Source organism: Streptomyces sp. 2P-4, from assembly GCF_030167965.1.
Classification (GTDB): domain Bacteria; phylum Actinomycetota; class Actinomycetes; order Streptomycetales; family Streptomycetaceae; genus Streptomyces; species Streptomyces globosus_A.
Genome location: NZ_CP095011.1, coordinates 333,210 through 351,974, shown reverse-complemented (window position 1 = coordinate 351,974; position 18,765 = coordinate 333,210). Strand labels below are relative to the sequence as shown.

Below are 18,765 nucleotides of genomic sequence, written 5' to 3'. Positions count from 1 at the left end.
GCTCACGGCTGGTGGAACCGCACCTCCGGATGGGCTGCGTCCGGCCCGTCCAGCAGCCGCTGCGGCTGCCCGCGCAGGTGCTGGTCGAAGAACGCGGCCGTGTAGGCGCGGGTCACCGCGAGGGCGCGTTCGGCGGGGATGTCCCCCGCGGGCAGGCCGAAACGCCGCTGGATGACGGGACCGTCCGAGAAGCTGAAGTGGTCCGCCCCGGCCACCGTCAGCCACCGCTTCCAGCCGCCGAGCGCCTGCCAGGCGGTGTCCCAGGTGGTGTCCGTGCCGCCCGGCCGGTGCGTGTCGTCGTCCGTGCCGAGCAGCATGAACGGCCGCCCCTGCAGCCCGCCGGCCGGCAGCTCGTCCCAGAACGCCCCGTCCATGTTGACGCCCGCGTCGATGCGCGGATCGGCGAGCATGGCGGTGGCGGCGCTCGCACCGCCGATGGAGTGCCCGGCCATGCCGATCCTGGACGCGTCGATCGACGCCGCGTGCCGCCACGCCGGCGCCGGGCCGGTCAGCCGGTCCAGCAGGAACCGGGTGTCGGCGGCGCGGGCGGCGGTCACGGCGCTCGCCGGCACGCCGTCCTCGTCGAGGGCCTTGCATGCCGTGCAGGTCAGCAGCCGCCCGTCCGGCAGGGACGTACCGGACGACTCGTAGGCGTGGTCGACGGACGCGACGACGTACCCGCGCGACGCGAGGTCCTCGGCGAGGTTCGTGAGGGTGAACCGCGGCGCCCCGAACCCGGGGGAGAGGACCACCAGCGGATGCCGTCCCGGTGCGGGGCGCGCGTCCACCGCGCCGTGCGTCCGCATCCGGGCCAACTCCCGTACGGCGGAGGGGCGGTCCGGCACACCGGCCGTCTTCAGCAGCTCCCGGGCCTCCGGCTCGGTGGCGTAAGGGGCCGGCCGCCCGTGGGTGCGGCGGGCGGCCGGGTAGTGCAGGGTCACCATCAGCTCGCGGCCGTCGGCGGCGGGCACCCAGGGGTCCTTGCGGGACCGGTCGGCGAGGTGGAGCACGGTGCTGCCGACGCCGTGTGCGCCGGTGGGCGCGGGCAGCCGCATACGGCCGGCGGAGGCGGCGTCGGAGGCGGCGGGCCAGGCGGCCGGGGGCCGCCCCGCGGCGGTGTCGGGCGCGGTCGCCGCCGCGGCGGCCGTGGCGGGTAAGGCGAGCGTGCAGGCGAGGACGGCGGCCGCGGCCGCCCGAGGCAGGGTGGTCATGCCCGGGACGCTACGGGCGCCGGGGGCCGGCCCGCGTCGGCCCGCGGGCTGAGGTGTCCGCCCGCCGCGTACTCCCGCAGGTGGACGATCCGCGTCGGCTGCATCCGGCCGGCCCCCGATCGCCGAACCCCCTGCGGGCCCCCTGCTCCAGTCGGCGGAGCAGGGGGCTCACCCCGGGCCGCGGCGCCCCGGCAGACCGGACCCGGCGAGCCGGTGCGACGGGGAACCTCCCGCCTGGACCGCGACTCGTGCCGTCACCCCGGCGGCACCTACCCGGGCCTCCTCGGTTCCGCCTGCACCGGTTCACCCGCCGTTGGGCCGCACAGCCCGGGTGGTCACCGCCTGCGGGCCAGGTGGACCGCGTCCGGCACGCCGCGCGCCACCGGGACCTCCTGCGTCCGCACGTCCCCGAACCCGGCCGCCCGCAGGGCGTCTTCGAACGCGGCGGACGGCTGCGCCGACCACACCGCCAGCACCCCGCCGGGCCGCAGCCGGTCCCGGCATGCCGCCAGGCCCGCGGGCGCGTACAGGCCGCGGTTGTCCTCGTCGACCGTCCAGTCCGGGCCGTTGTCGATGTCGAGGCACAGGGCGTCGTACCGGTCGGCGGAGCCGGCCAGGTAGGCGACCAGGTCGGTCTGCAGGACCTCGGTGCGCGGGTCGGCCAGCGCCGAGGCGGACACCTCGGCGAGCGGCCCGCTGCGGTGCCAGTCGACGACCGCTGCCTCCCGCTCCACGACGGCGATCCGGCCCCAGTGGGGCCGGGCGGCGGCGTGCGCCAGCGAGAACCCGACGCCCAGACCCCCGATCAGCAGGGCGGGGCGCGAGCCGGGCGGCGGGTCGAGCGCCAGGTACGCGGCATCGACGAGCATCCGCTCGGAGCGCCCGTCCGAGGTGTCCATGAGGAAGCAGCCGTTCGCGATGATCTCGTACGTGGTGCCGCGCCGGCGCAGCACCACCTCCCCGTAGGGTCCCTCGCGCCGGTCCAGCGTCTCGGGGGTGTCCGGTGTCACAGGTACGGTCATACGTCTCCCAACGACGCACTTCCGGCCCGCGTTCCCGCCCCCGGTGACCCGCGTTCCCGCCCCCGGCGGCGTGGCTGCCCCCTACCCGGGCGGTACGCGGCCGGCGCCCGGCGCGTAGCCCCTTGCCCGCCCCCGCCGGCCACTACTGTCTCCGACGTCCGAAAAAGACTGTTATGGGGGTTTGTGTTGCGCCGGTTCACGATTGCCCTGACCCTGCTGGCGACGCTCGCCACGGGCTCCTTCCTCACCGCCGAGGCGCGCCCCGCCGCCGGCGGCCCGGCCGGTGCCCCCGGCCGCGGTACGAACATCCTCGTCGTCGGCATCGACAGCCGCACCGGCATCTCGGCCGCCGACAAGCGCCGGCTGAACGTCGGGGGCAAGGGCTGCAACTGCACCGACGTGATGATGCTCGTCCACCTCTCCGCCGACGAGCGCCGCGCCAGCGTCGTCTCCATCCCGCGCGACTCCTACGTCGCCTACGCGCAGGACACCGAACCGGCCCGGCTCGGCAAGATCAACGGCGCGTACGCGCTCGGCGGCGCCGACATGGCCGTCCGCACCGTGGAGAAGGCCACCGGACTGCACATCGACCACTACCTGGAAACCGGCTTCCTCGGCTTCGAACAGGCCGTCGACGGCATCGGCGGCGGGGTCGTCTGCACCGACAAGCCCCTCAAGGACGTGAACTCGGGGCTCGACATCCCCGCCGGCCTCCACCGCACCGACGGGCGAGGCACCCTCCAGTACGTCCGCGCCCGCCACATCAACCGCCCCGGCGACCTCGGCCGGGTGCGCCGCCAGCAGCGCACCGTCTCCGACCTGCTGAGCCGGCTGACCGCCGAGGGCACCCTCACCGATCCGATCGGCGCCGCACGCACGGTCCGCACCCTCCTCAAGTCCGTCCGCACCGACGCGGGCACCGGGTTCGACGACCTCGTCCACCTCGCCTGGGCGCTGGGCCGCCTGAAAGCCGGGCAGACCGAGTTCGCGACCGTCCCCATCCGGGAGTTCGACCACCGCGTGCCCGGCGTCGGGTCCACCCTGCTGTGGCACGAGGCCCGCTCCCGGGCGCTGTGGGCGGCGCTGGCCGCGGACCGGCCGATCACCGGCGACACCCGCATCCAGCCGGCCTACGCGGCGCCCGCCCGCACCAACCCGGCCGGAATCCGGGTGCGCGTCGACGACGCCGCGGTCGCGGCGGCCCTGCGCGCCGACGCGTTCGCCGTGACCGACACCTCCGCGGCGGCGCCCGCCGTCCGGCCGGCCGGGCCGCCGGTCATCCGGTACGAGCCCGGCCGGGAGGACGACGCGGCCACGGTCGCGGCGGCCCTGCCCGGAGCCCGCCTCCAGGCCGTCCCCGGACACGGCACCGCCCTCGACGTGGCCGTCGGGAAGGACCCCGTCACCGTCCGGCACGTCACCTACGACCGGAACGTCGCCGACGGCGCCCCGGTCACCGGCGACACGCTCGGCTGCGCGGGCACGGTGGGCCTGCCCGCCAGGCCGGCGAAGCCCGCCACACCCCCGAAGCCCGCTGCCGGCTGAAAACGGCTTGGCGGCGGCGGGCGCCGCGTCTACCGTCGGCCCCGATGGAGATGTCCTTCCGGAAGCTGCCGGACAACCAGCACGAGATCATCGTCCGCCACCGCAAGGGCCCGGACGTCAGGCTCCCCGCCCAGCCCGTCGGCCCGGCCATGCCGCACGACCTGGTCCACGCCGTCGTCGAGACCGCCCTCGGCATCGACGACGGCTTCTGGGGCGCGATGGCGCGCGGCGCCACCTTCCAGGGCTTCGAACTGCTCGCCCCGGGCAGGCACCGCCGCTCCGGGATGAAGGTCCTGCGCCGCGGCGGCGACGCCGTGCTGGCCGCCGAGCTGTCCGTGAACTGGGCGTACCGGGTGTGGCGCGGCCTGCCCACCGAGGGCCGCGGCGTCGGCCGCCCCCCGATCGGCCCGGACGCCCTGGCCCGCACGGGCCCGCGCCTGGACGCGGCCGCCGCCCGCTGGTCGGCGGTCCCCGAGGGCGGCGACCTCCTCTGGCACTGGGGGACCACCGGTTAGGGGGTGTTGCGAAGGTCCCGCACGGCGCCCGCGGCGCCCGGCACGCACTCCCGCCGCACCGGCCGAAGCCCCGGGTACGCCCCGTACGAGGGGTTTCGCCCGGCACACCGACAGCACGCACCGGACACCGCGGGCACCGCACAGGACGTTCGCAGCACCCCCTGGCGCCGCGGCCGTGCGGGAGAACCCCACCTCCCCCAAGTACCCTGTCCCGCACTGCACTTGTAGGTACCACCGGGCAGCCGGCATCGCGGGGGAGCACACATGTGGGGACGGGGCACGGTCCTCGGGGACCGGTACACGCTGACCGAGCGCATCGGCGGCGGCGGAATGGGCGAGGTGTGGCGTGCCGACGACCGCGTGCTCAGGCGGCAGGTCGCGGTGAAGGTCCTGCTCCCCGCCCTGCTCGACGCGCCCGGCTTCGCCGCCCGCTTCCGGCGCGAGGCCACCGTCCTCGCCTCGCTCAGCCACCCCGGCATCGTCGACGTCCACGACTACGGCGAGAGCTCCCTGGAGACGGGCGAGCGGGTCGCGTACATCGTCATGGGGCTCATCGAGGGCCGGACCCTCGGCGAGCTCCGCTCCCGGTCCGGCCCGCTCCCGCCCGAGCAGGCCCTCGACATCGCCGCCCAGGCCCTGGACGCGCTGCACGCCGCCCACCTGAGCGGGGTGACCCACCGCGACATCAAGCCGTCGAACCTGATGGTGGCCGAGGACGGGCGGGTGACCGTCACCGACTTCGGCATCGCCCGCTCCAGCGCGGCCACCTCCAGCATCACCGACTCCCACGCCGTCCTCGGCACCGCCCTGTACATGGCGCCCGAGCAGGCCGAGGGTCACGGCGCCGTCGCCGCCTCCGACCTCTACTCCATGGGCGTCGTCTGCTTCGAACTGCTCACCGGGGAACCGCCGTTCACCGGCGACTCGGTGATCGAGATCGCGCTCAAGCACGTCCGCGAGCCCGCGCCCGACCTCCCCGGCGAGTTCCCCGGGCCCGTACGCGCCTTCGTCGCCCGGGCACTGGCGAAGAAGCCCGAGGAGCGGTACACCGACGCCTCCGTGATGGCCGCTGCGGCCCGCCGGGCGGCGGCCGGCAGGCCCCTCGGCGAACTCGACGCCCCGGCCGGGCCGGTCGTCGCCGCACAGGCGGCCGCCAGGGAGCCCGCAGGCGGCGAGCGGAAGAAGTGGTGGCAGAAGCTCCGGGTTCCGGCGGTCGTCGTCGTGCCGGTCGCCGTGTCGGTCACGGTGACCGCCACGGTGGCCGTCACCGTCCTCCAGGTGGCGCCCTGGGCGCGGGACTCCGAGGCGCGGGGCGCGGGCGCGCAGCCCGCCGCGTCGGCGTCCGCCTCGACGCCCGGCGGCGCAGCCCCCGGCACGACCGCCCCCGGCGGTACGCAGTCCCCTCCGCCCGCGTCGGCGGCACCGCCGCCGACCCAGGACCCGGCGGCCGGCCAGGGCGGCGGCAGCACCGGCACGCCTCCCGGCGGCCCCGGCGGCGGGGGCGCGGCCCAACCGCCCGCCCCCGCCCCCGACCAGAACGCCGCAGGCGGCTCCCCGAGCGGCGGCAGCCCCTCGGGCGGCGGCACGCCGTCGGGCGGCAGCCCGTCCGGCGGGGGCGGCGGCTCGGGCTCGACCCCGCCCCAGGGCTGCGGCGGAGGCGTCTGGGGCGCCATCACCAGCGTCGGCGACGGCCTCAAGGTCGGCCTGGCCTCCAACAGCCAGGCGTCGGGGACGAAGGTGGTCATGGGCGGCACCACGGCCTTCGGCTGGGTGTACGAACGCGGCAGCTACGAGAGCTTCCGCGTGTGCTCCTCCAGCGGCCAGCCCCTCGCCCGCGCCCTCACCCACTTCGGTGAAACGGTGCGCGTGGAACTGGGCGGCGCGGGCGGCGGACTCTGGTGGAACCTGGAGCGCGTCCCGTCCTCGAACGCCTACACCATCAAGGACATCGCCTTCCAGGGCGGCTGCCTGACATCGAACGGCCAGGGCCGACAACTCACGGTCACCCCCTGCACCGCGAACAACAAGTCCCAGCAGTGGCGGATCCCGTAGGCGCCGACAGTCCACCCGCCGGCCGCCCCGCCGGCCGCCCCGCTTCAGACGGAGGCCGTCAGGGCCCTGAGGAGGCGGCGGGCCTCCCGTGCGGAGGGGGCCGAGCCGGGGCGGGCCGCGAGGGTGTCGACGCCGGGGACGGTGCCGCGCGCGCCGCAGGCTGCGGCACAGTCCGCGGCCAGGGTCAGCAGCGGCACGTGCGGCCGTACGGGCCCGCCCGCACCCGGCGCCGCCAACAGCTCCGGGAGTGCCGCGGCCACCACCGGCCACACGGCGGCCGCGCCGCCCGGGGCCTCCGCAGCGTCCCGGAGGGACGCCGTGACCACCGGGAGCTTCAGCGTGCCGAGCAGCACCAGCCGGGCCAGGCCGGCGCCCAGCAGCGCCCCGTCGAGGCGGCCGCGCGCCGCCAGTTCGGCCAGCGCCTCCACCGCCGCGGCGCGGCCGGCGGCGGGCCGGGCCCCGAGCCCGTACGCCACGGCCAGGTGCACGGCGGGCCCGGCAGGGCCCGCGCTGCGGGCCAGCGCCGGCAGGAAGTCCGGGCTGCCGTCGCTGCTGCCGTTCTGGTCGGCGGTCGCCGCGACCTGCGCCAGCAGGCGCGACGCCACGATCTCCGGATGCCAGGGCAGCACGGCGGCGGCGTGCCGCTCGCGGGACCGCAGCAGCAGGTGGGTGCAGCCGATCAACGGCTCGAAGCGGCGGAACAGCGACCAGAACGGCCGCGGGAAGTCACCGCGCCCGGGGAGCTCCGCGGTCCCGACGAGGATGCGGCGCCCCACCCGGGCCCGCCGCCTCCGGCTCGGCGGCTCCGGCTCACCCGGCTCCCGCTCCACGCTGGGCGCGGGCTGCGGCAGCCCGCCGGCGCGCAGCCACGCGGCGACCCGCGGCCCCTCCGGCAGCTCCAGCTCCTCGGCGGCCGCCACCACGTCCGCGTCGGCAGGCCCGCCACCGCAGCGCAGCAGCGCCTGCCCGAGGTCGGCGGGCCCGGGCCGGACGCCCGCCTGCTCGTACTCCGTCAGCCGCATCACCAGCTCGCGCGGATCCAGCGTGCCGTCCGCGCTGTCGGACGTGGCCAGCAGCATCGGCACGGCCACCCCGCGGCGCAGCAGGGAGCAGACCTCCCCGGCACGGGCCGCGAGCACCAGGTCGACCGCCTCGTGCTGGCAGGTCTCCAGCCAGCGCGGTGCCACCGCCGGGCCCGGTTCGACCGGCCCCGCCGCGCTGCGGACCACCGCGAGGAGCCGCCTCGCGGCGGCGGTCTGGGGCTCGTACGGGCCGGGCCACTGCTCCACGACCGGCTGCAGAGCCGCGGCGAGCGCGCCCCGGTCCCGCCCGGCCAGGCGGACGACCGCGTCGAGCAGCGCCTCGTACTCGGGCACGCTGCCGCCGTCCCCGCCGATCAGCTCCCCAACCGCCCGCGCCACCGCCTCCGCCGAGCGGCACCCGACTGCCCTGCCACCCCAGACGTCCACCCGCACCCTCCCGATTCCCTTCCCCTGCACAACGGTGCGGCGACGCTAACAGGGCAGGCTGACATCATGATCGGATGCATCCGATACCCCCCGTGCTCCCCGCCGGCGCCATGGGAGCGGCCGGCCAGCCGGAGTTCCCCCTCCGCGCCGGCTTCCTCCTGCGCCCCTGGCACGAGACCGGCGCCGACGCGGAAGCCCTGGCGGAATCCTGCCGAGACCCCGGCATCCGGCACTGGAACCGGCCCGAGGACCTGACACCCGCCACGGCCCGCGAGAAGATCGTCCAGTGGGGCCGGCGCTGGCGCACCGAGGAAGCGGCGGTCTGGGCGATCGCCCCGCCCCGCGGCGAGCGCCCGGTGGGCCTGGTCGGGCTGGGCGACGTCGACCTGGCGGGCGGCAGCGCCGAGTTCGTGTACTGGCTGCTGCCCGAGGGCCGGGGGCACGGCGTCATGGCCGCGGCCGTGGCCCGCGTCAGCCGGTGGGCCCTGGACGAACTGGGCCTGCACCGGCTGAGGATCACGCACTCCGTCAGGAACGAGGCCTCCTGCCGCGTCGCCCTCCAGGCGGGCTTCCCCCTGGAAGGCACCATGCGCAGCGCCCTGCTCCACGCCGACGGCTGGCACGACGAGCACCTGCACGCCCGCATCCACGGAGATCCGCAGACCGGCGGGTCCCCTGCTCTACTAGGGCCTGTATGGAGTTGCCCCGTGGAGCAAGGAGCGGCGTTCGCCGAGGGTGCGTGCCGGGCGTCGCGACGCCGCGGGGCAACTCCATACAGGCCCTAAGAGCGGGAGGTGGGGCGGCGCGGCGGGGGGACGGCGCGCAGGACTTCCCACAGGGGGCGTGAGCCGGACGCCCAGAGGGCCAGGGCGTGGCGGTCGACCACGTGCAGGCGCTGCTGTGCGGCGAAGGCCACCGCCGGCCTGGTGACCCGGCCGTTCGTCACGATCACCGCGACGTCGGCACCGTGCACCTGGCGGGCGGTGCCGTTGAGGACCTGCAGGTCGGGCGTGCCCACCGCCGAGCCGTCCAACCCCTTGGCGCGGTGCTTGCACTGGATCACCCAGCGCCGGCCGAAGGGGTCGGTGGCCTTCACGTCGGCGCCCAGATCCCCGCCGCCCCCGACCCGGACCGCGTCCGCGCAGCCGTCCCGGCGCATCAGGTCCCGTACCGCGTCCTCGAAGCGCGAGTGGTGCAGGGCGTCCAGCTGGGGGAGCCCGTAGCGCAGCCCCTGCGCGCGGACCGCCTCCCACCGCGCCCGCTGCTGCGCCCGGTGCAGCCCGGCGGCGCCGGCCGCCACCGCGAGGACGCCGAGCGCGATCAGGACCCACCAGTGGGTCAGCAGCCAGTCGACGACGGCCGCCACGAGGGCGAACGCCCAGGCCGCGACCACGACGAGGCCGGCTGTGCGCTCCTGTGCGCGCTGCCGCCGGGCGGTCCTGCGGGTGCGCCGCCGCACCGACGGGCGCCTGCCCCCGGGCGCTCGCGGCCTGCGGGCGCGCGGGCTCATCGGCTGGCCCGGGTGACGCCGCCGGCCGGCTGCCCCAGGGCGTCCAGGATTCCGCGGCCGATCGGGGTGGGCGCGAGCAGGACGCCCAGCGCCAGGATGATGAGGGCCGTGGTCCGCTCCTCCACCCGGCTGCGGGCCTGGGTACGCCGGCGCAGGCGGAAGAAGACGACGACCGCGAGCAGCACGGCCACGTTGATCGTCAGCAACCGTCCAGACCTCCCCGAGCACGGCCGTGACGGCCGCCGACTCCAGCAGCCCTCTGTGTAGCCGGGTGGAGCCGAAGCGCGTGTGCCCTTCGCCGCGCTTGGCGTGAAATGGGCGGGCTTGGCCGGATGGGGTGGGTGTGTGTGCGGACGGGTGTCCGGCCGTCGCACGTGCGTCGCCCTGGCGGGCCCGTCGCGTCAGAGGTTCCGGAGGGTGCCGGTGGGGCGGTCCCAGCGGGAGCGGGTCGCGCCGAAGCCCGTTTCGTGGACCCACACGTGGGTGCACCCCGGGCACTGGAGGTGGAGCAGGCTGCCGGTGTTGGTCAGCAGGTAGCGCCAGTGGTCCGGGCACGTCCGCCGATCCGCGCACGGCCCGCACGCGCGGGCGTCGTCGCAGCGCGGGCAGGGCACCCAGGCGCGGCGGCCCGGGTCGGCCTGCGGATCAAGCGGCAGCACGGCCACCGCCCGGGCGGCGGGGGAGCACCCCGGCGGCGACGAGGCCGTCGTAGGTCCGCTGCTGGTCGGCGTCGAGGCCCGAGTACAGCAGGTCGTACGCCTGCTCCTCGCCGCGCAGTACCTCGACCGGGTCCCAGTCGGGCCCGAGGGCGGCGAGGACCTGGGCGCGCCGCTGGATCTCCTGCGCGGTCAGGTCGACGTCGAAGCCGACGGGGGCGCCGGGGCCGGGCTCGGGGGCGGAGGTCTGGTCGTGGGGGGCCATACCCAGGAACTTAGGTATGCCTTCCTTGGTACGTCAAGAGAGGGTGGGGGGAGTCACAGCCGGGCTCCGGCGGCACCGCAAGGGGGCTCCCCGCCCCCTTGCCGTGCGGGGGGCGCACGGCAGGGGCGGGGAGCGCGGCGGCACGGGAGGGGCGGAGGCGAGGGGGGCGGGGGGCAGGGGGCCCGCGGTCAGCGTTCCGCGGCGGCCACGGGGACCGGCGGGCGGGACAGGCGGGTGAGGGCCGTTTCCGCGCGGTTCGCCTTCAGGGCCTCGTACGCGAGGCGGAGCGCCTCGGCGCGGACGGGGCGCCGGGCCGCGCAGGCCGACAGGTCGCCGGCGCACTGGAGCTCCCACCGGGGGAACCGGCGCCGCGCCGTGGCGACGGGGGCGCTGGGCGCGAAGTACAGCATGGTGGTGTTCTCGTGCGGGTTGTGCGCCGAGCCCTCGTAGACCATGAGGCCGGCCGTCTCCAGCCGGTCGGCGAGCCGGGTGAGGACGGGCTCCTCGGCGCGGGCCATGAACAGCCCGACGTGGTTCTCGAAGCCGTGGACGCGCTCTTCGGAACTCACGTCGTCCTTGTAGCCGGGGCTGCACCGCGGGAAGAGGAAGACCTCCACCTCGGGCGCGGGGCCGGGCGTGACGCGCAGCCGCGTCACCCGTATGTCGGTGTCCTCCGGAAGCCAGTGACGCTCCACCAGACGGCGCTTGACCAGCACGCTAGGTATGGTGGCCGAGGCAGCCCACCCGTTCTCGGCGAAGTACGCGAGAGCGGAATCCACTGTTTCGGGGAACAGTAGTGTCGCGCAATGCGAAACGACGCAACCGCTCTTGATTTCCCGTCGGAGTTCGCCGGGTATCCAGGGCGGCAGGAGGGCGTCCAGTGATTTGTGGGAGGCGTGGAGGGCGTAGTCAACAGCATGCTGGAGCCGCTGGACGTCGCACGGTTCGAACGTAACGTCATGCATGTCGCAGCCTTTCTGTTGCCGACACCTCGATTAAAGCCATGTCACCCGTCAGGAGGCACACGGCCGTACTCTGAACGGGTGAGGGTGAGTTGTTGACCTGCACACCTTCACTTCGCCCGAACGCGGCGGTGGTGCCTTTCCGACAACCGCCGCAGTTTGCGGGCAGGGGTCTTTCTCGGGAGGTAAGGGAATGTCTCTGGTCGGCACGCGGAATCCTCCGCGCATCCTCATAGCCGGCGCCGGAATCGGCGGATTGACGACCGCGCTGAGTCTTCATGCGGCGGGACTGCGCGACGTGCGGATCGTGGAGGCGTGCCCGAATCTCCGGGCCGTCGGGGCGGGAATCAACCTCCAGCCCGCCGCCGTCCGCGAACTCACCGAACTCGGCCTCGGCCAGGCCCTCGACGCCTGCGCCGTGGCCACCGGCCGCCTGGAGTTCCACCACCGCTACGGCGGCCTGATCTGGTCCGAGCCCCGCGGCCGCGACGCCGGCTACCACTGGCCGCAGTACTCGGTGCACCGCGCGGCCCTCCAGGAGCTGCTCCTCGCCGCCGTGCGCGAACGCCTGGGCCCGCAGGCCCTGTCCACCGGCCGCAGGCTCCTCCGCTACGAGCACGCAGGCGAGACCGCCCGGGGCCGGAAGACAGCCCCGGCCGCAGTCCTCGCCTTCCTGGACGGGGAGACCGAGCCGACCGCCTGCGACCTGCTCATCGGCGCCGACGGCATCAACTCGGCCGTGCGGGCCACGATGTACCCCGACCAGGGCCCGCCCCTGCGCAACGGCATCTCCATGTGGCGCGGCGTCACCGCGGCGCCGCCCTTCCTCGACGCCCGCACCATGGTCATCATCGGCTGCAACGCGCGCGTCAAGGCCGTCGTCTACCCCGTCACCAGGCCCGGCCCGGACGGCCGCTGCCTGCTCAACTGGGTCGTCGAGGCCCGCACGGCCGACGAGCCGTCCGCGGACGACCCGCGCGGCGGAGCCGACTGGGACCGCTCCGTCCCCGCCGACGAGGTCCTCGCCCACCTCGACGGCTGGCGCAGCGACTTCCTCGACCTGCACGCCGTCGTCTCCGCGGCCCCCCTCATCGGGCGCTACCCGATGATCGACCGCGACCCGCTGCCCACCTGGCGCGACGGCCGCGCCGTCCTGCTCGGCGACGCCGCCCACCCCGTCTACCCGACCGGCTCCAACGGCGCCTCGCAGGCCATCGTCGACGCCCGCGTCCTCGCCTGGGCGCTCGCCCGCCACGGCGTGGAGCAGGCCCTCGCCCGGTACGAGGCCACCCGCCTCCCGCAGACCACCCGCGTCCTCGGCGCGCACCGCCGCCTGGAACCCGACCCGGTGCTCCGGCAGGTCGAGGCGCTCGCCCCCGACGGCTTCCGCGACATCCGGCACGTGCTGCCCGACGACCGGCTCGACGACATCCGCTCCTGCACGCGCCAGGTCACCGGAACCGACGCCACCGCGCTCAACGAGCGGTCCTCCTGGAGCGTGACCGCATGACCGCCCACCGCCCACCCGGCCCCCGCACGCGCCGCCCCTCCGCCGGCCGTACGGGCGGCCCCCGCGCCGCCGGGGCGGCCGCCGGCGGGCTCGCCGGAGCCGCCGTCCTCCTCGCGGTCCTGCTGCCCGCGCTCGCCCCACCCGCCGCCACCGCGACCGCCGAGGCCCGCCCCGCGGCCACGGCGGCCGACGCGGCCGCCTGCACCGGGGAGGGAGCGGCGGCCACCGACGGCGGGCGCACCTGCACCCGGTACGGGCCCGCCGCGCGACTCGGCCGCGGCACCGTCCGCACGTACACCGCATACGCCGGCGGCGTCCCCAAGGAACTCGGCGTGTCCCTCGGTGCAGCAGCGCTCACCGCCCTCCCCTCCGCCCCCACCGACGGCCGGCACTGCCACGACGCCGACGGCGACGGCAGCACCGACACCCGCCACGAGTGCGTCGGCGGCCACAGCCTCGAACTGGCCCTGCCCGCAGCGCCGCCCGACGCGCCCGGACTGCCGTACCAGTGGGCCCTGTTCAACTGGAACCCGCACGGCCACAGCCCGCACGGCCGCTACGACGTCCCCCACTTCGACGTGCACTTCTACCTCGTCCCGCGCGAGGTCCGCGCCGCCATCCGCACCGGCAGCTGCGCCCTCCTCATCGACTGCGGCCAGCTCGCCGAGGCGGCCGAGCCGGTGCCGGCCGCCTTCCTGCCGGCCGGGTACCCGGCGAGCAGCCCGCAGACCGCCGAGGGCGCCATGGGCGCCCACCTCGACAGCCGCCCGCCGACCTCGGGCACGCTCAGCGGCCAGACGTTCATCTACGGGGCGTACGGCGGCGAGATCGTCTTCATGGAGCCCATGCTCACCAAGGACTTCCTGCTGCGGCACCGCACGCCGGCCGGGCACCGCACCTGCGAGCCCGTTCCCCAGCCGGCGGCCTGGCGGATCCCGGGCTGGTACCCCACCCGCTACTGCACCGCCTACCGTCCCGCCGAACGCGACTACACCGTCTCCCTGACGGACTTCGCCCCCTCGGCAGGCCTGCGCGGCCACGCCGCCGCCGAAGCCCCCTGACACCCGCGGCCCCGGCGCACCCGCGTGGCGCAGCCGGGGCCCACGGCAGACAGCCGCCACAATCAGACTGTCGTTTATGCCGTCTTGTCACCCATTTGGGGGCTTGTCCATGTACGCAGCCGTCGTCCACGCCCTGGGAGAACCACCCCGGTACGCAACGGTGCCCGAACCGGCCCCCGCCGCCGGCGAGGTCGTCGTGGAGGTACTGGCCGCGGCGCTGTACCCGCTCGTGCGCTCCTTCGCCTCGGGCGGCCACTACACCGGCGCCACGGCGCTGCCGCTCGTCCCCGGCTTCGACGCGGTCGCCCGCACCGCCGGCGGCGAACTCGTCTACGTCCCCGGGCTGGAGCCCCCGCACGGCACCATGGCCGAGCGCATCGCCGTGCCCGCCACCGCCCTCATGCAGCTGCCCGACGGGCTCGACCCGGTCGCCGTCGCCGCTGCCGTCAACCCCGCCTCGTCCGCGTGGATCGCGCTGCGCGAACGCGGTCGGCTCCGCACCGGGGAAACCGTCCTCGTGCTCGGCGCCACCGGGAACGCCGGCCGGGCCGCGGTCCGCCTCGCGCGCGACCAGGGGGCGGGAACCGTCGTCGCGGCCGGACGGGACCGGGAGGCGCTGCGGCGCACCGAGGAGCTCGGAGCCGACCGCACCGTGTCCCTGACCGGGCCGGACGAGGACGTCGCCGCCGCGTTCGGCGCCGCGGCGGCCGAGGCCGACCTCGTCCTGGACTACCTGTGGGACCGGCCCGCCGAACTCGCCCTCGACGGGATCCTCCGCCACCGCGCCGACCTCGCGCGGCCCCTGCGCTGGGTGCAGGTCGGCTCGGCCGCCGGCGCCGACATGACCCTCCCCGCCGCCTGGCTGCGCAAGGCCGACGTCCACGTCTGCGGCAGCGGCCTCGGCTCCATCTCAGGCGCCCGACGCACCGCCTGCCTGCGCGAACTGCTCGACCGGCTGCCCGCCCTGGAACCCACCACCGAGCCCGTCACCGTGCCGCTGGCCGACGTGGAGACCGCCTGGCAGGCCCCCGTGCGCTCCGGCACCCGCATCGTGTTCACCACCCCCGCGGCCGAAGCGGACCCCGCCGCCGGCACCCGCCGCCGGGCCGCGTCCGCCGAAGGCACCGGAACACGCGAAGCCGTCTGACGTCGCGGCCCCGCCGGGCCGTACCCGCGGCGGCGGCGTCGGCCCCGGCCCGGACATGCCACAGGGCCGCCCGGCGCTCCGTTGCGCCGGGCGGCCCGGTCCGGGGGCCCGACGGCCGGCGGCCCCTCAGGGCCCAGGGGCTCTGGGGCTCGGCGGCTCAGGGCCTGATGTCGTCGCAGGCGACCACCAGGTGCCGCGGCCCGCGCAGCACCGCGTTCTGCCGGTAGGGCGGCGGGTCCTCCAGCAGCCGCGGGTTGTGCAGCCGGCGCGCCAGCTCGCTCAGCGCGAGCTGCGCCTCCAGCCGCGCCAGCGGCGCGCCGAAGCAGCTGTGGATGCCGCTGCCCAGTCCCAGGTGCTGGATGTCCCTGCGGTCGGGGTCGAAGCGGTCGGGGTTCTCGAAGCGCTTCGGGTCCCGGTTCCCCGCCGCCAGCACCAGCCACATCGGCGCCCCCTTGGGGATGGTCACCCCGCACACCTCGATGTCGCAGAGGGGCGTGCGCTGCGGCAGCAGCTGGACCGGCGGCTCGTACCGCAGCAGCTCCTCCACCAGCGGCACCGCCAGCCGCGGCTCCCGCCGCAGACGCTCCAGCACGTCCGGATGGCGCAGGAGCGTCAGCATGCCGTTCGTGATCAGGTTGACGGTCGTCTCATGGCCGGCGATCAGCAGCAGCGCCGCCGTGCTGAGCAGCTCCATCGTCGACATCGTCTCGCCCTGGCCGTGCCCGGCCGCCAGTTGGGACAGCATGTCGTCGCCGGGGTTCTTGCGCCGCTCCTCGATCAGGCCGGCCAGGTACATGCCCAGTTCCATCCGGGCGCTGCTCGTCGCCTTCTCCCGCTGCTCCGCGTCGGCGTCCGGATCGGGGTCCAGGCTCGCGGCGAGCGTGTCGGCCCACACGTGGAAGCGGGCCTCGTCCTCCCGCGGCACACCGAGCAGCCGGCAGATCACCGTCACCGGGAACGGGTACGAGAACTGGTCGACCAGGTCGATGCCGTTCCCGTCCCCCTCACCGGATCTGCTCCTGCCGTCCGCCAGCCCGTCGATCAGGCCCTTCACGATCGACCCCAGCTCCCCCCGCATCCCGTCGATGCGGCGCGGCGAATGGGGCGGCCCGAACGGCCGGTTCGTCATCCGGCGCAGCCGGTCGTGCTCGGGCGGGTCCAGCTTCAGGAAGCTCGGCGGCAGCTGCTGCTCGCCCTCCTCCTGCCCGGCCAGCGGGTCGCCGGCCGCCGCGCCGCGGTTGCGGGTGTCGGAGCTCAGGCGCGGGTCGTGCAGCAGGCCGTGGATCTCGTGGTACGTGCTGACCACGTACGGCCCCTCCCCGTCGTGGAAGACGGGCGTCCTGCGCAGCTCCTCGTACAGCGGGTACGGGTTCGCGCGGTTCGAGTAGTCCAGGATCTGACTCAGGATCCCTTGCTTCATGACAGGTCCTCCGGGGGACGTACGGGCGGTCAGTTCCCGGCGGGGGTGAAGGTCATCCGGCGGTCGGCCGGCGAGTACCCGCTGAGGGTCACCGTCGGGCCGTGCGTGGGGATTGACGGGTCCGGGAACTCCGCCGGCACCGGCCGGCTGCCCTCGGGGCGCCGGTCGACGTTCGTGAACTCGGGCGGGAAGGGCGCCGTCGCCTCGATCTGCCGCTGGTAGAAGTCCAGCCAGCGCGCGTTGTCGAAGGTGACCGCCCCGATGATCCGGCCCTGGTAGCCGTACACCCCCGCGAACCGGCGCTCGCCCAGGGACCCCTGAGTGATCATGATCTCGGTGCCCATCGTCGGGACGCCGACGGACTTGACGTTCACCCCGAACTGGGAGGACCAGAAAGCGGGAACCCAGATGTGCGGGCGCCGGCCGGCGCTGTTGCTGAGCATGTTGTGGGCCGCCGTCTCGGCCTGCGAGACCGCGTTCCCCCAGTGCTCCAGCGACAGGAACTGGTAGCCGAACAGCGGGTGCGGCGAGCGGGCGACATCGCCCGCCACGTAGATGTCGTCGGTGACGATGCCCGTGATGCCGAACGCGCGGCAGCCGGCGTCGCAGGCGATGCCGCGCGGTCCCGCGCCGAGCCCGGAGCCTGCCAGCCACTCGGTGTTGCGCTGCGCGCCCAGGCACACCACGACCACGTCGCACTCGACGACCGCGCCGTCGGAGAGGTGCGCGGCCCGGACCCGGCCGCCCGCATCGCCTTCGAGGCGGGTGACCATCACCCCGGTGCGCAGGTCCACCCCGTGCTCGCGGTGCATTCCGGCGGCCACCGCCCCGATCACCCCGCCGAGCGCGCCGACCAGCGGGGCGTCGGCCCGCTCCGCGACCGTGACCTCCAGGCCGCGCTCCCGGCAGGCCGAGGCGATCTCGGAGCCGGTGAACCCGGCGCCGATGACCAGGACGCGGCGCGGCCCGGCCTCCAGCCGCCGCGCCAGGCCGGCGCCGTCCGCGCGGGTGCGGAGCACGAACACGCCGTCGAGTTCGCCCTCCGCCTCGTTCGGCCACGGCCGGGCCCGCACGCCGGTGGCGATCAGCAGCCGGTCGTAGGGCACCTCGTCGCCGTCGGCGAGCTTCACCCGGCGCCCGGCCATGTCGAGGCCGCTCGCGGGCACGCCGAGGCGCCACTCCGCCTCGATCGCGCGGCGGCGCGGCAGCGCCGTGTTCTCGGCTCGGGCCATGCCCAGCAGTACCTGTTTGGAAAGGGGCGGTCGGTCGTACGGCTCGTACGGCTCGTCCCCGACCATCGTCAGGGTGCCCTTGAAGCCCTTCTCCCGCAGGGTCTCCGCGGCCCGCAGGCCGGCCAGCGAGGCACCCACGACGACGATCCGCCCGCTCCTCTTGAGGGACTCCAGCTCCGACTCAGGCATCGGCGGCCTCCGCGTCCTCGACGAGGATGGCCTGCACGGGGCACGCCGCGGCCGCCTGGGCGACCCGCTCCCGCTGGGCGGCCTCGGCCTGCGGGTCGTACAGCAGCCCTTCGTCGCCGTGCAGGGCGAAGACGTCGGGGGCCAGGAAGGCGCACTGGGCGTACCCCTGGCATCGGTTCAGATCGACGACGAGTCTGAGCAAGGTGCGGTCCTTTCACTGGCCCCCGCGCTTCCTCGGGCCAGCGTGCGGCCTGCGGCCCGGGAAGGCCCGCCGGGGGGTGCCGTTGGAGTGAGGGCTACGCGGCCGTCCGACGCCGGCGCCGGGCCGCACGCAGGATGTACACGCTGACGGCCAGGGCCCATGCCGGGAAGACCAGCTCGGTCCACGGCACGGCGGAGCCGACGAACAGCAGGACCAGCCCCGCGGCATAGCCCGCGGCGGTCAGCCCGCGCGGCATGACGCCCATGCGCCGTCCGATCGTCGACGTCGCGAAGACGAAGACGGCGGCCATCCGCAGGGCGTAGGTGGTCATCAGCGTGTAGGCGAAGTGACGGCCGAACGACTCGGGCGCACCGGCGGAGAGCACGGTTCCGGCCGCGGCCGTGGCGGCGAAGAGGGACGCGACGAAGACCAGCCCGCTGCCGAGGAAGACCGTCGCGAAGAACCGGTCCTCCGCCGCTCCGGTGTGCTCGCGCAGCGCCCCCATGAACCACAGGAAGGCGATCCCGGCGAACGGGACGAGCTCGACCGCCGCCCGCAGCGCACTCTCCCGGCCCGGCGCGACGGCCACGGAGGCCCCGCCGCCGCCCGACGGCAGAGCGGCCCGTACGAGGACGATGGCGGCGGCGAGCAGCACGGCGAAGGCCACTCCGGCGAGGCCCGCGGCCCCCGGCGTGCCCAGCCGCGTCTCCGACGGTGCATCCGGCAGGGTTTCTCTCATGCCCCCAGCAAGCCGCCGCCGGCGCCGCACTGCCAGCGGGCCCGCGCACTCGGGTGAG

Annotated in this window: 19 protein-coding genes; 7 read left to right on the top strand and 12 right to left on the bottom strand. The window is 75.8% G+C overall.

Annotated features, from left to right (window positions below; translation table 11 throughout):
• Positions 1-2: 2 nt before the first annotated feature.
• Both MUK52_RS01655 and MUK52_RS01650 read right to left on the bottom strand, forming a co-directional pair.
• Entirely contained in the window at positions 3-1,211 is a 1,209-nt protein-coding gene (locus MUK52_RS01655) for an alpha/beta hydrolase family protein (protein ID WP_284574287.1), read from the bottom strand.
• 335 nt (positions 1,212-1,546) lie between these two features.
• Entirely contained in the window at positions 1,547-2,233 is a 687-nt protein-coding gene (locus MUK52_RS01650; protein ID WP_284574285.1) for a spermidine synthase family protein, read from the bottom strand.
• Between the two features lie 183 nt (positions 2,234-2,416).
• On the opposite strand from MUK52_RS01650, the gene MUK52_RS01645 reads away from it, so the two are divergent.
• The 3 genes from MUK52_RS01645 (at position 2,417) to MUK52_RS01635 (ending at position 6,345) form a co-directional block, all read left to right on the top strand.
• Positions 2,417-3,778, top strand: coding sequence for an LCP family protein (locus MUK52_RS01645; RefSeq protein WP_502963531.1), 1,362 nt, complete (start codon positions 2,417-2,419; stop codon positions 3,776-3,778).
• A 44-nt stretch (positions 3,779-3,822) separates the two neighbouring features.
• Complete coding sequence (locus MUK52_RS01640) at positions 3,823-4,293, top strand: hypothetical protein (protein WP_284574283.1); 471 nt, start codon at positions 3,823-3,825, stop codon at positions 4,291-4,293.
• 264 nt (positions 4,294-4,557) lie between these two features.
• Positions 4,558-6,345, top strand: a complete 1,788-nt coding sequence (locus tag MUK52_RS01635; protein ID WP_284574281.1) for a protein kinase domain-containing protein — start codon at positions 4,558-4,560, stop codon at positions 6,343-6,345.
• Positions 6,346-6,389: 44 nt separating this feature from the next.
• Here the strand turns inward: MUK52_RS01635 and MUK52_RS01630 are convergent, their stop codons facing one another.
• Entirely contained in the window at positions 6,390-7,814 is a 1,425-nt protein-coding gene (locus MUK52_RS01630) for a hypothetical protein (protein WP_284574280.1), read from the bottom strand.
• Positions 7,815-7,888: 74 nt separating this feature from the next.
• Between MUK52_RS01630 and MUK52_RS01625 the strand changes: the two genes are divergently transcribed.
• On the top strand, positions 7,889-8,599 hold the full coding sequence (locus tag MUK52_RS01625) for a GNAT family N-acetyltransferase (RefSeq protein ID WP_350204889.1): 711 nt from the start codon (positions 7,889-7,891) through the stop codon (positions 8,597-8,599).
• On the opposite strand, the gene MUK52_RS01620 is transcribed toward MUK52_RS01625, so the two are convergent.
• The 5 genes from MUK52_RS01620 to MUK52_RS01600 form a co-directional block, all read right to left on the bottom strand.
• Positions 8,596-9,324 carry a restriction endonuclease gene (locus MUK52_RS01620; protein ID WP_284574278.1) on the bottom strand — a complete coding sequence of 243 codons (729 nt, stop codon included), beginning with the start codon at positions 9,322-9,324 and terminating at the stop codon, positions 8,596-8,598. The genes MUK52_RS01625 and MUK52_RS01620 overlap by 4 nt on opposite strands.
• Entirely contained in the window at positions 9,321-9,530 is a 210-nt protein-coding gene (locus MUK52_RS01615) for a hypothetical protein (RefSeq protein WP_284574277.1), read from the bottom strand. The genes MUK52_RS01620 and MUK52_RS01615 overlap by 4 nt, the downstream gene beginning before the upstream one ends.
• A 195-nt stretch (positions 9,531-9,725) precedes the next feature.
• A complete protein-coding gene (locus MUK52_RS01610; RefSeq protein WP_114058661.1) occupies positions 9,726-9,983 on the bottom strand; it encodes a hypothetical protein in 258 nt (85 codons plus the stop codon).
• Positions 9,970-10,245 (bottom strand): DUF6400 family protein, encoded by a 276-nt coding sequence (locus MUK52_RS01605; protein ID WP_284574276.1) that lies wholly within the window; start codon positions 10,243-10,245, stop codon positions 9,970-9,972. Before MUK52_RS01605 ends, MUK52_RS01610 begins: the two co-directional genes overlap by 14 nt.
• Positions 10,246-10,433: 188 nt before the next feature.
• A complete protein-coding gene (locus MUK52_RS01600) occupies positions 10,434-10,961 on the bottom strand; it encodes a hypothetical protein (RefSeq protein ID WP_114055612.1) in 528 nt (175 codons plus the stop codon).
• 439 nt (positions 10,962-11,400) lie between these two features.
• On the opposite strand from MUK52_RS01600, the gene MUK52_RS01595 reads away from it, so the two are divergent.
• The 3 genes from MUK52_RS01595 (at position 11,401) to MUK52_RS01585 (ending at position 14,925) form a co-directional block, all read left to right on the top strand.
• Positions 11,401-12,717, top strand: a complete 1,317-nt coding sequence (locus MUK52_RS01595; protein ID WP_284574274.1) for an FAD-dependent monooxygenase — start codon at positions 11,401-11,403, stop codon at positions 12,715-12,717.
• A complete protein-coding gene (locus MUK52_RS01590) occupies positions 12,714-13,778 on the top strand; it encodes a hypothetical protein (protein ID WP_284574273.1) in 1,065 nt (354 codons plus the stop codon). The genes MUK52_RS01595 and MUK52_RS01590 overlap by 4 nt, the downstream gene beginning before the upstream one ends.
• Before the next feature lie 103 nt (positions 13,779-13,881).
• Positions 13,882-14,925 carry a quinone oxidoreductase family protein gene (locus tag MUK52_RS01585; protein ID WP_162793201.1) on the top strand — a complete coding sequence of 348 codons (1,044 nt, stop codon included), beginning with the start codon at positions 13,882-13,884 and terminating at the stop codon, positions 14,923-14,925.
• Between the two features lie 157 nt (positions 14,926-15,082).
• Here the strand turns inward: MUK52_RS01585 and MUK52_RS01580 are convergent, their stop codons facing one another.
• The 4 genes from MUK52_RS01580 to MUK52_RS01565 all read right to left on the bottom strand — a co-directional run bounded on the left by MUK52_RS01580 (position 15,083) and on the right by MUK52_RS01565 (position 18,707).
• Positions 15,083-16,345: a cytochrome P450 gene (locus MUK52_RS01580; protein WP_284574272.1), complete on the bottom strand. Its 1,263-nt coding sequence runs from the start codon at positions 16,343-16,345 to the stop codon at positions 15,083-15,085.
• A 29-nt stretch (positions 16,346-16,374) separates the two neighbouring features.
• Positions 16,375-17,766, bottom strand: a complete 1,392-nt coding sequence (locus tag MUK52_RS01575; RefSeq protein WP_284574271.1) for an NAD(P)/FAD-dependent oxidoreductase — start codon at positions 17,764-17,766, stop codon at positions 16,375-16,377.
• Positions 17,759-17,968: a ferredoxin gene (locus MUK52_RS01570; protein ID WP_284574270.1), complete on the bottom strand. Its 210-nt coding sequence runs from the start codon at positions 17,966-17,968 to the stop codon at positions 17,759-17,761. Before MUK52_RS01570 ends, MUK52_RS01575 begins: the two co-directional genes overlap by 8 nt.
• 94 nt (positions 17,969-18,062) lie before the next feature.
• Positions 18,063-18,707 carry a hypothetical protein gene (locus tag MUK52_RS01565; protein WP_284574269.1) on the bottom strand — a complete coding sequence of 215 codons (645 nt, stop codon included), beginning with the start codon at positions 18,705-18,707 and terminating at the stop codon, positions 18,063-18,065.
• Positions 18,708-18,765: the final 58 nt, after the last annotated feature.